The 10,375-nt window shown below is 60.6% G+C and carries 11 protein-coding genes and 1 pseudogene; 4 read left to right on the forward strand and 8 right to left on the reverse strand.

What is annotated here, in order from left to right; genetic code table 11:
- Together WCA85_RS08100 and WCA85_RS08105 are read right to left on the reverse strand one after the other, a co-directional pair.
- The coding region (locus tag WCA85_RS08100; protein WP_424062718.1) for an FUSC family protein at nucleotides 1–1,754 on the reverse strand (1,754 nt) is incomplete at its 3' end.
- A 417-nt stretch (nucleotides 1,755–2,171) separates the two neighbouring features.
- On the reverse strand, nucleotides 2,172–2,813 hold the full coding sequence (locus WCA85_RS08105; RefSeq protein ID WP_424062720.1) for a VC0807 family protein: 642 nt from the start codon (nucleotides 2,811–2,813) through the stop codon (nucleotides 2,172–2,174).
- Nucleotides 2,814–3,068: 255 nt separating this feature from the next.
- On the opposite strand from WCA85_RS08105, the gene arfB reads away from it, so the two are divergent.
- Nucleotides 3,069–3,473, forward strand: a complete 405-nt coding sequence (gene arfB / locus WCA85_RS08110) for an alternative ribosome rescue aminoacyl-tRNA hydrolase ArfB (protein ID WP_424062722.1) — start codon at nucleotides 3,069–3,071, stop codon at nucleotides 3,471–3,473.
- A 61-nt stretch (nucleotides 3,474–3,534) separates the two neighbouring features.
- Here arfB and WCA85_RS08115 read toward each other — a convergent pair whose 3' ends face one another.
- Nucleotides 3,535–4,809: a sensor domain-containing phosphodiesterase gene (locus WCA85_RS08115; RefSeq protein ID WP_424062724.1), complete on the reverse strand. Its 1,275-nt coding sequence runs from the start codon at nucleotides 4,807–4,809 to the stop codon at nucleotides 3,535–3,537.
- Nucleotides 4,810–5,202: 393 nt separating this feature from the next.
- On the opposite strand from WCA85_RS08115, the gene WCA85_RS08120 reads away from it, so the two are divergent.
- Entirely contained in the window at nucleotides 5,203–5,493 is a 291-nt protein-coding gene (locus WCA85_RS08120) for a putative quinol monooxygenase (protein ID WP_424062726.1), read from the forward strand.
- Between the two features lie 54 nt (nucleotides 5,494–5,547).
- Here the strand turns inward: WCA85_RS08120 and WCA85_RS08125 are convergent, their stop codons facing one another.
- The 3 genes from WCA85_RS08125 to WCA85_RS08135 all read right to left on the reverse strand — a co-directional run bounded on the left by WCA85_RS08125 (nucleotide 5,548) and on the right by WCA85_RS08135 (nucleotide 7,248).
- Nucleotides 5,548–5,805 carry a DNA-binding protein gene (locus WCA85_RS08125; RefSeq protein WP_117333940.1) on the reverse strand — a complete coding sequence of 86 codons (258 nt, stop codon included), beginning with the start codon at nucleotides 5,803–5,805 and terminating at the stop codon, nucleotides 5,548–5,550.
- 168 nt (nucleotides 5,806–5,973) lie between these two features.
- Complete coding sequence (locus WCA85_RS08130) at nucleotides 5,974–6,216, reverse strand: hypothetical protein (protein ID WP_424062728.1); 243 nt, start codon at nucleotides 6,214–6,216, stop codon at nucleotides 5,974–5,976.
- A 354-nt stretch (nucleotides 6,217–6,570) separates the two neighbouring features.
- A complete protein-coding gene (locus WCA85_RS08135; RefSeq protein ID WP_424062736.1) occupies nucleotides 6,571–7,248 on the reverse strand; it encodes a YdcF family protein in 678 nt (225 codons plus the stop codon).
- Between the two features lie 313 nt (nucleotides 7,249–7,561).
- Here WCA85_RS08135 and WCA85_RS08140 point away from each other — a divergent pair, with 313 nt between their 5' ends.
- Complete coding sequence (locus tag WCA85_RS08140; protein WP_424062730.1) at nucleotides 7,562–7,876, forward strand: hypothetical protein; 315 nt, start codon at nucleotides 7,562–7,564, stop codon at nucleotides 7,874–7,876.
- 332 nt (nucleotides 7,877–8,208) lie between these two features.
- Here WCA85_RS08140 and WCA85_RS08145 read toward each other — a convergent pair whose 3' ends face one another.
- Together WCA85_RS08145 and WCA85_RS08150 are read right to left on the reverse strand one after the other, a co-directional pair.
- A complete protein-coding gene (locus WCA85_RS08145; RefSeq protein ID WP_424062732.1) occupies nucleotides 8,209–8,460 on the reverse strand; it encodes a hypothetical protein in 252 nt (83 codons plus the stop codon).
- Between the two features lie 304 nt (nucleotides 8,461–8,764).
- Nucleotides 8,765–9,160: pseudogene (locus WCA85_RS08150) on the reverse strand (transposase); the annotation flags it as partial.
- 407 nt (nucleotides 9,161–9,567) lie between these two features.
- On the opposite strand from WCA85_RS08150, the gene WCA85_RS08155 reads away from it, so the two are divergent.
- The coding region (locus WCA85_RS08155; protein WP_424062734.1) for a LysR substrate-binding domain-containing protein at nucleotides 9,568–10,375 on the forward strand (808 nt) is incomplete at its 3' end.

Genomic DNA, 10,375 nt, shown 5'->3' on the forward strand with positions numbered 1-10,375 from the left:
CCGGCCTCAGTTATGACCGCCGTGGCGATAGGCTCCGGTTTGCCGCCCCACCACCAGCTCGCTTCGAGATACTGCCGCGTCGCCGCGATCATGTTGTTCACCAGCTTGCCCATCAGCCGGTATTCCCAGTAGGGGAACAGGTGGCTCGCGGCAATGGCGATCGCGCAGCCGACCAGCGTGTCGATGGCGCGTTCGCCGATGATCCGCATGCTGCCCGGTGCGAGCAGGTGGAACATCAGCAGCACGTAGGACGAGGTGAATACCACGCTCGCGGTGTAGTTGAACAGCAGCAGGCTGTAGCTCATTACCATCGAGGCGAACATCACGACGAGCAGCACAGCAGGCTGCTTGACGAACACCATCAACGCAATGCTGGCTGCGCAGCCAATCAGCGTCCCGATAATCCGCTGCCCGTTGCGCTGTTTGGTAAGCGAATAACCGGGCTTCAGGATGATGACGGTGGTCATCACGATCCAGTAGGCATTGGTGAGCGGGAGCAGCCGCCCCAGCCAGAAACCGACCGCCACCGCAATGGTGACGCGCAATGCATGGCGAAAGCTCGGCGACGCCATGGTGAGGTTCGAAAAGATCTGTCCGAACGGCACGCGCCGGCTCGACACGAAACGCGACAAGGCCTGATCGAGACGCAGTTCGGTTTCGGTGGTGCGCGTTTCGCTCGACAGGCTCTTGCGCATCTTGTCGATCAGGCGCGTCGCGCTCCACAGACGCCGGAACGTCGCGGATACTGCCGAGTAAGCCTCTGGATTCCTCGTGGGCAGATCCTGCTTGCGCATCAGCTCGATTTCAAATTCGATGGCGCGCAACTCGGCTTTCACGTTGACGCGGCTGCGCGCCGAATGGTTTTGCAGCACCGCGAGGCCGATCTCTTCAAGATCGGCTGCCGCCTTGCGGATCAGGTCGCGATAGAACGTCAGCATGTCCGAGCCGCCGAACGTGTTGCGAATCATGGGGTAGTCGGTATGGGCGCCCACGAATAGTTCATGCAGGTCAACCGTGTTGATGAACAGGTTGAACAGCATCGCGCGGCGTGGTTCGAGCTTGCCAGTCTTAAGCTTGGGCAGGTTGCGCAGCACAATATCGCGGGCCGCGTCCTGGCGCTCGACTGCGGCGATCTGCTTGGCGACCAGATTGCGATAGCACTCGTCGAGGTCGTTATCGAGGTCGTAAAAGTCTGAGCGCGCGAGCAGATAGTCAGCGCAAGCGAAAACACTCTCGGCGAGCGCCTGCTGTTCGATGCGATGCATCTGCCAGCTGCTGACCAAGGTGGACCAGTACGTGTACCAGAGACCGCCGGCGAGGATCCATGATGCATTGACGAGCGCCTGAATGGGCGTGAAGTGCTCTTCAAGCGTCATGATCATCATGAAGAGCGTGGCGAAACTGATTTGCGGCCAGCGGTTGCCGTACACGACGATCAACGACAACACGAAGGTGAGCGGCACGACGGTGCACCAGAGTGCAACCGAGTTAACCGTGGCAAGCCCGGTGGCGAGCGCCGACAGAAAGCCGATCACGCTGCACGCCAACATTTCGTTGTGCTTGTACTTCAGCGGCCCGGGCATGTCGACTACGCATGCGCCCAGTGCGCCGGTCGCAATCGTGAAGCCGAGGTCACGTTGGTTGAACAGCAGCAGGCAAAGAATGGGCGGTAATGAGACGCCCACTGCGATGCGCAGTCCGCCATAAAAGTACTGGCTATACAGGAATTTTTTGATCTCAACCGAATAGCGCATCGACTGCCTGGTTTTCGTACCACGACAAAAATTGGATTGCAGGAACAGCCCCAAAGCGGTGTTGAGTCTAACTGATTTTATGCGCCATCTGACCTCGTTCGTTTGGCCAGGTTCTATAGTGACGTTGGTTTTGCTATGCTACTTTCAGTCTTTTTGCACGGCTCTGAGCTGCGCTGTTGGGTCTGCTGCCAGGGCGCTTGTTCGTATGGCGGGCGAAGCAACGCCGGGTGCGTGTGATGGCCCTCGCGCTGGCGCGCGTTCAGTCAAGCTGATTTGTGAAGCGAGTGTCAAGGCGCTTGTCTGTGGCAAGGCGTTACTCCTCGCCGAGCGTTGGGCGCGTTCTGCTTGTTCGCGCGAGGAGCGACGTATGGTTCACGTGAGGAGCGAAGCTCAAACCAAATTGAACAGACTAGCTGGTCAGCCCGCGATACCGTCCGGTTGTCCGCCCTGGGTGGCGCGACGTTGCAATGTCTTGCGGTACCACAGCGTCCATAGCAGCAACGCGCCGTAGATACCGTAACCGGTGAACGGCGAGACGACGAGGAAGCGTTCGACGGGCCAGGTCCAGGCCATCCACGAACGCAGGGCGGTTTCGCAGGTGAGGCCAACGCCCCAAACCCCGGTCATGGCGCGCATTGAAACGGCAAAAGTCGGGCTTTCACGCCACAGGGTGTCTATGCGTTCGGCGCCGCCGGCTACTTCGCGCGCAACCGTGGCTCGCGCGAGATAGAAAATGAGCGGCCGGCGCATTGGCAGTGAGAGCAGAAAAGCCACGCCGACCGCGCCGGATACCAACGATTCGCGCAGCAGCAACATGCGCGGACTGCCGCCCAGCGCCATCGCGCCGATCGACAGCGCAATGCCGATCAGCACAATCAGGCTGAGCGCATCGACGCGTCTGAAGCGCGCCAGTTCCACGATGCTCCAGAGCACCGGTGGCACGGCCGAAGCAATCAGCCCACCCGTCTCGCCCCAGCGAGGCGCAGCGAGCTTATAAGCGAGCCATGGCAGCACGAGATTCACCGCAAGTTCCAGCACGAAAGCAGGACGCAGTTTCATGTTAATTTACGTTGTAAGCGAAAGATGGCAGTATCCGCGAGGTGTCAGTGGCAGGCAACCTGTTTTGCGGGCTAGCCCAGTCCGACGATCGAAGAGGGCGCGTCACTTTAGATCCATTGACCGCAGGGTGCGCATCGAAAACCACCTGGGCGGGCAAGTCGTTGGCCCGTCGGTATCGCGGGTAGCCCGTTGCCCGGCAAACACGCCCGGAACTCGCGTGTGTACACTTGCGTTTCATTGCTTCTTGCGCATCTTATGACTTCCCGCTATCCGATCCCGCCCGAAGAAATCGAACTGACCGCAGTGCGCGCGCAAGGGGCGGGCGGGCAGAACGTCAACAAGGTTTCGAGCGCAATTCATTTGCGATTCGACGTCCGCGCATCGTCCTTGCCTGACGTGCTGAAGATGCGCCTGCTGGCGCTGTCGGACCGGCGTCTCACGCGGGACGGCGTAGTGATCATCAAATCACAGGAACATCGCACTCAGGAGATGAACCGCGCAGCGGCAGTCGCTCGCCTCGACGAACTGATTCAAAGCGTGAGCGTCACCCGCACGCCACGCGTTGCGACGCGGCCAACGCGCGCATCGGTGCGACGCCGGCTGGACGGCAAGGCGAAACGCAGCGAGATCAAATCTGGCCGCGGCCGCGTGGACGACTGAGCGACTGGGAAGGCGCAATCGGAACAACCGCAAGTGAAGTTGCGCGAGCAACGGGCCCAGGTCAACGCCTGACGGTACTGGATGCGCCCGGAATGAAATCTACGCAGAGAATCGCCGTTTCGCCCTCGCGCTCGAGGGTGACTGCGGCGGTGTAGCAGTCTTCGCCGTCAATCAGCGAATAGTGCGGGCCCATCATCGCGACCCGCCCAGGGGCAGCCAGCGCGTGCTTGAAATACGCGCGGCGCGACCAGTTGCTGCGCGTAGTGGCAAGCAGCGGAGCGAGGCGTTCCGGGGGCGGCGCAACGGACGGCGCGCACACGGAAGGGTGCTTCTGTTCGCCTTGCACGTCCGTGATAAACACCCGGCGTGCCTCGGGAATATGAAAGACCTCCTGCGCCGCTTGCGCGAGATCGCCACCGGCCGCGAAGTTACGCGCTGAGGCCAGCACGGCTTCGGCAAATCCCTCGAAACCCAGCCGCTGATGACGGGCATGTTTGCGCTCGTAATCCGCGAACTTGCGCCACATGGATTCGATCAGCGCCGGCACCTTGGCGCAGGCGGCCTGCACCGAGCCCTTCGGCTGGCCGAGCCAGAAACCCTGCACGAAGTCGACGTCCGCCTGCATCAAGATCATCAGTTCATCGTCGGTTTCGACGCCTTCGGCCAGCACCAGGGTGCCGGACTGATGCAGCATGGCGATCAGATGGCCGATCAACGATTCGTCGCCTTGGCGCTTGCCGGCGCGCGCCACCAGCGAGCGGTCGAGCTTGACGATGTCGGGACGAAAGCGCCACACGCGATCGAAGTTCGAAAAGCCCGTGCCGAAGTCGTCAATCGCGATCAGGAAGTCGCGTGGCTGCGATGCCGTCAGCATACTGGCGACGGCGGATTCGTCGTCCGCCGGCTGTTCGAGCACCTCGATCACGATGCGCTCCTGCGCCAGCCCGAAGTGCGCAGACAATTCATCGATGAAGGCCCGCTGTGGCCAGCCGGTTTCGAACACCTGGGGGCGCGTATTGAGGAACAGCCAGCCAACCGACACGTTCTGTTCCATGAAGTTGGCCACGTGCAGGCAACGCGCAATCCGGTCGAGCTCGCGCGCTTCATTCGCCGAACGCGTGCCGGAAAACAGCACGTCAGGCGACACTGGCAGGCCAACCGGATCGAAGGCGCGCAACAGCGCTTCGTAGCCGACAATGCGCTGATGGGTGATCGACAGCACCGGCTGAAATACGCTGTGCAGCGTGAGCGCCCGCCACGTGGCGGTCCAGCCGCTCTCGTCGCGTACCAGATGGGGCAGCAGGCCGCTGAGTGTCAGTTCTTCGACGGAGGGCATGATGGCGCGCTGTCAGACAGGCTGAACGGTGAAAAACCGGGACGGGCGCCCGGTAGGCATGGGGCCGCAGCGATGGCATGGCAGTGCGCGCGACGCCCGGAGATGCGGAGATCAATACCAGCCATGCTGGCCCCCGACAGATTGGTCGAAAAGCAGTCTAGCAGGTCAAACTTTGCATGAATGTACGGGTAATCACACACAAACGAAGCCATCCGTGCATGCAACTACGCTAGCACGCTCGCCCGGCATATGCACGCCAAACTCCAGGTTTTCAGTGAGTCCGAAAGCGCACTTTCGCCCCCTGGAAGGCCGCGCTGGGCGTGGTCTCTGGCCGCGCACCAGCAGATTTGGCGGGCGGCGGATAGGCTGCTGCTTTTCTCACCGGAGCGCTGCATGGCGGAAACCGCAGTGGTCGCAATCTCGGTGGCAAAACCCGGTTTCGAAGAGAATCTGCGCGAGGCGCTCGAGGGTATTGTCGGACCTGGCCGCAAGGAAGACGGCGCGCTGCAGTACGATCTGCATCGCGATCTGCGCGAGCCGAGCCGCTTTGTATTTGTGGAGCGTTGGGAAAGCGAGGAAGCGCTCGCCGCCCATGCGAAGTCCGCTCATATCGCGGCCTACATCGCAGCAGTCGCGGATTGGGTCGAGCACTCGGAAATCCGGGTGGTGTCGAAGATCGCCTGAGCGAGGCGCAGGCGTTGCGTGGGCCGAGGCGGCCCGAAACATCGCACACAACCCTCAATGCGTCGATTGGGGGACGTCGAGAATGAGGATGATGGTCCAGTCTGCATCGCCGTCATGGTGATATTGACGTTCTGCGACGATAAACGGTTGTTGCTTGCCGTCCGGGCCGAGAAACAGCACGTCGCCTTCCATGGGCAGGCACTCGACCGGCGGCAACGCAAGAAAGGCTTCCTGACCGCCACGCGGCATCAGCTTCTCGATTTTGCGCGATGCTGCTTCGGTCCATTCGATGTCCAGCTGGATGTTGCTCATTCTGTCCTCCGCACCAGGGTGCGCACGGGTTGGGGTAGTTCGGTGCGCGACTTTAGCATACCGTCGGGACGTCACTGACAACAAAAAAAGCCGAGGCCGGCAAGGCCGGCTTCGGCTTTTTATCGTTCAGCGCAACTGCGAGAGGCGCGGCCAGTCGTTCAAGCGCGATTATTGGCTCGCGGCTTCCGGCTTGGCCATTTTTTTGTGGTGCGGCATTGCCTTGTGGTGCATGGCAGGCATGGACGATTTGCTTTCCATGGCTTCCTGCTTGGCTTGCAAGTCTTGCGCACGCTGCTCGACGTCGGCTGCCTTGGCCGGATCGGTGCTCATCGTGACGCCATTGTCCTGTGCGTATGCGGCGCCGGTGAGTGCCGTGAGAGAAACGAGGATCGCCAGGGACACTTTCTTCATCTTTACCTCCGTAGAGTGGTTGTGGCTGAGGACTGCCCGTCCGATCATAAGGACATTGCATTCTAGCCAGCAATATCCGCTCCAATAGACCCTTTGTAACAGAATTGACAAATAGTTACATTTGGTTACGCCTGTGTAGGCTTGTCTAGGCGTGGCACTGTCAGACGCAGGGCTATTTGAGCGTAACGATTACCGGACAACGGCCGCAAAAAAGGTATGCCGGCAAAGCGTACGTAAGTGTGACGTCAGAACGCGTCGGCCGCTACCGATCGCCTTTTCGCCAATCGTGAGTTCATGCTTTTGAAGCGATAGCACACAATTGCTATGCATCCCTAATGAATCGTCAAGGCTCATCTAGAACCAGCCAATCGTACAGTAGACATAAAACTGTGCAATGCCAATCAACTCATGTAGCGCAAGGTCGGCGTTGACCAGATTGTCGAGGCGCGGCAGCCAGCCCCGGTGCGCTGTTCGACGGTTCGAGATGAGCAACTCAGGTGTTAGTCCGAAGCGATGGAAGTCGAGCAAAGCACGCGGCATCTGATACGCCGACGTGACGAGGATCAACGTGTCGTAGTGGGTATCGTGCAAGACGGCCGCTACATTGCGGGCGTTTTCGTAGGTCGTCAGGCTGCGGTTTTCGAGGATGACGTCGCTGCGCGGCACCTGTTTCTCCAGAAGATAGGGCAGGTAAGTGTCCGCCTCCGACGCCTCGTGCTTTTGCGGATTGCCTCCGCTAATGATGACCTGGCAGTTCGAGTCGCTGCGTTTGCAAGCGGCATAAGTAGCGGCGCTCGTGGCGATCCGGGCAAGTGCGTCGAACCGTGGCACTAGCTTGTGGTTGTCGTCGTAATCGGTGCCGCTGCCGAGCATGACGATCATCGTGCGCGCACCGTAAGTCAGGGGATCCGTGGAAGGCGGCCCCTTTTGGGCCCAGTCGAGCAGCGGGGCAGTGAGCCAGCCAGCCGCCAGTAACCAGAAAAAGATGACACCTGTCACCGCGAGCGCAATGCGGGCCTTGGGCGTTAGCAGAATTGCTGCAAAAAAAAGCGCCAATAAAGTGAATAGAATCAATTTAAATGGGGTAACGTATGGTTTTTAGGGTATTCACGCTGCTGCTATCGCACCGCTCGGGTTGCATCGCAAGCACGTGAGGCGAACGCTATCACGGGTTCGTTACGGGGGCTCTGAATCAAGGAATGACAGGCAGCGCCTGGCGAAAAACGGAGACATCGCAGATTGCGATCGGGTTTTTCGTCAAGAGTGGGTGCTACGCGCGTCACTGGTGGCGCGGTGATGTGCTGCACGAAGATGTGTCATGGCTGCACTTTAAGAAAGAAGTGAGATGACCACGTATTCCAACGAAGTAGTTCTCGAAGCGCTAAGGCGGGCGCAATATCGCCAGGTCCCGTGGGCCAGACGTCCCGGCGTTTTCGAATATCTGCGCGCGCTGGGCTTGATGGAGACTGTCAGGCAACGCACGGTCGCTCCCGCTCCAGGGTTTCACGCGCCCGTCGATATCGCCGTGCTTACCGATCGCGGCCGGGCTGAATTCACCCGGCTCGAACGTGACGAGCGCTCGCGAAACTGGTCCGCGCACAGGATGAATGATTACGTCGCTGCGGAGACCCGCACGGCTGATCTGGAAGTGCGCCCCTAGCCGCCTCTACCCGGTGGTCAACGTCAGGCGCCATGCGCGCCAGCGCGTTGCCGCGCGTGCGCCTCACGCACGTTGCGCGGAAACACGGCCATTTGTGCAAAAAAAGCCCGTATCACAAGGATACGGGCTTACCGGAATTACTTCTGCCACGCTGTGCTAATGGCATGGGTGAGACTGGTTCAACCGCCCGGGGTTCCCGCGAAGTTGAGTCCATCTGCATGTCTGTTTTGCTGACAGGCAAAGGCGCGTCGTCTCTTGAACGTAACGTTGCGGCGCGAAGTCATGCGGCCTTTTGTGACATAAGCCAATTGCCTGACGTCAGCGGCTCGGCCTCAACGGCGGCGTGGCCCCTCATCGCGCGACGGCTCCGGCCGTGTGCGCACATTGCTCGCTATATCGCCGCGCAGGTCGCCACGCGGGGCCGGCGGCGTAAATTCACGCGGGCGCTCGTCCTGTTGCCAGGCTTCCATCGTGGCGGGCCGTTCCGGCCGCCAGTTCCATCCTTGTGGCTTTTGCTGTGCGAAAGCAGGTGCGGCGAGTGATGAAACGACAATGCCGCACAGAAGCAGTGACATTGGTTTCATGCTGAGCTCCGTTCAAACCTGTTGGATCAGGCTTGTGTGCATAGTCATACGGTATGCTCAGGAGCGAAAGCGCGCTGTAAGTAATAGTAAATGGATGTTTCACCACGCTTCATCGGGCACGGAGAATGAGCGTCGGCAAGTTGCCGGAAGGCAACTGCGAGCGCCTGCGTCCGATTGATGGAGACGGTAGACGGTGGTGGCTGAGCGGCCATCTCGCGACGGCGTGGCCCGAGCCCCAAGACGGGGCTCCAGATGCGCGTTGGACGCCTGACGGCGCCCAACGGCAAAGCAAACAGGTTCTTCAGGCCATCTTGACCGGAGCGCGCCACGATTCCGGATTGGTCCAGAATGCGCCACGCAGGCGGTCGCGGCTAGGCGGTGCCGGCGGTTTGGCCGCGGTCGCGCCGATTCGGCCGCGCAGCGAAATTTCGCGCCCGCTCGTGCCGAGTCGCTTAACTATTTCGGCGAGCGTACCATCGGCTTGCCACTCGTCGAAACGGCGGCGGCAAGTCGGCGGCGAGGGGTAGCGGCCGGGAAGCTTGGACCAGCCTTCACCCGTCGAGAGTACCCACAGAACCGCATTGACAACCGCGCGCGCTTCCACGCGTGGCCGGCCGCGTCGTTCACTCCGTGCTGGCTCCGCACAGAATAACGCCTCGACCAGCGCCCACTCGTTGTCTCTCAAATCGTCGAACAGCATCATGTCTCACCTCAGCGAAGCTAACTCCGGTGCGCTGCCCCGCGCCGCGCACTCTCCATGCACTCATCCGCGAGTGCCAGGCGGGGTCGGGCTTGTCATGTTCTGCCAATCTGTCAGATCCATGACGCCGACCCAGTGCGCAACCAAATGCACGAAGCGTGCCATCTATTAAAAAACTACCTCGAAGCCCCGTGTTAGCGGGCCAGCGCGGGCGTTAGTCAGGGGCGTATAAGAATCCAAAAAACCCATCTCGCAAATCGGGACAATCACCAATCTTGTGCAATCAGGCCCGCGCAGCGTGCGTCTGCGCCTTATTGCTGCATCGCAGCGAAACAACACTCTGGGTGCGATACATGAAAAGAAACAATAGAATGTTCATGAAATGCCGCCATTGATGAGGTTTTCGGATGAATGTAACGTTGCGTCAGCTAAGGGTTTTCATTGAGGTCGCGCGTTTGCAAAGCTTCAGCCGTGCGGGCGACGAGATTGGACTCACGCAATCGGCGGTCAGCCGGTGCGTGCGTGAGCTAGAGGCGGAAATTGGCCTGAAGCTGATCGACCGGACCACGCGCGAGGTGCAGTTGACGGATGTGGGCGGCAATCTGGTGTCCAGCGTCTCTCGTCTCTTGACCGATCTCGACGACGCATTGCGTGAGATCCGCGAGATCGGTGAGCAGCGGCGCGGCCGGGTCGTTGTCGCGGCAAGCCCCACGGTGGCCTGCCGGTTGATGCCGCAGGTGGTGGCCGCCTGCGGTCAGCAGTTTCCGTTCATTACGCTGGGCCTGCGTGATGACGTGCAGAGCGACGTGATCCGCAAGGTGAAGTCGGGCGAGGTGGATTTCGGCGTGATCATTGGCCCGTTCGCGGCGGACGATCTGCTGAGCGAATCGTTGATGACGGACTCGTTTTGCCTGGTATCGCGCGACGACCATCCGCTGGCGGACCGGTCGCACGTGGCATGGACTGAGCTCGAAGGGCAGCAACTCGTGATGCTCGACTACGCATCGGGTAGCCGCCCGATCATCGATGCGGTCATGCTCGAGCACGGCGTAAGCGCGACCGTGGTGCAAGAGCTTGGGCATTCGGCGACGGTCTTTGGGCTGGTGGAGGCGGGCGTCGGCGTCAGCGTGTTGCCCTGGCTGGCCCTGCCGTTGCCCGCGGATACCTCGCTGGTGGCGCGCCCGCTGGTGCCGCGCGCCGAACGCACGGTTGAAC

The sequence above is a fragment of the Paraburkholderia sp. genome, assembly GCF_049581445.1.
GTDB lineage: Bacteria > Pseudomonadota > Gammaproteobacteria > Burkholderiales > Burkholderiaceae > Paraburkholderia.

Coding starts and splice junctions, on each gene's coding strand:
- WCA85_RS08120 (WP_424062726.1), top strand. CDS start 5,203: ATGGCGGAAACCGCAGTGGTCGCAATCTCGGTGGCAAAACCCGGTTTC.
- arfB (WP_424062722.1), top strand. CDS start 3,069: ATGACTTCCCGCTATCCGATCCCGCCCGAAGAAATCGAACTGACCGCA.
- WCA85_RS08145 (WP_424062732.1), bottom strand. CDS start 8,460: ATGAAACCAATGTCACTGCTTCTGTGCGGCATTGTCGTTTCATCACTC.
- WCA85_RS08105 (WP_424062720.1), bottom strand. CDS start 2,813: ATGAAACTGCGTCCTGCTTTCGTGCTGGAACTTGCGGTGAATCTCGTG.
- WCA85_RS08125 (WP_117333940.1), bottom strand. CDS start 5,805: ATGAGCAACATCCAGCTGGACATCGAATGGACCGAAGCAGCATCGCGC.
- WCA85_RS08130 (WP_424062728.1), bottom strand. CDS start 6,216: ATGAAGAAAGTGTCCCTGGCGATCCTCGTTTCTCTCACGGCACTCACC.
- WCA85_RS08140 (WP_424062730.1), top strand. CDS start 7,562: ATGACCACGTATTCCAACGAAGTAGTTCTCGAAGCGCTAAGGCGGGCG.
- WCA85_RS08115 (WP_424062724.1), bottom strand. CDS start 4,809: ATGCCCTCCGTCGAAGAACTGACACTCAGCGGCCTGCTGCCCCATCTG.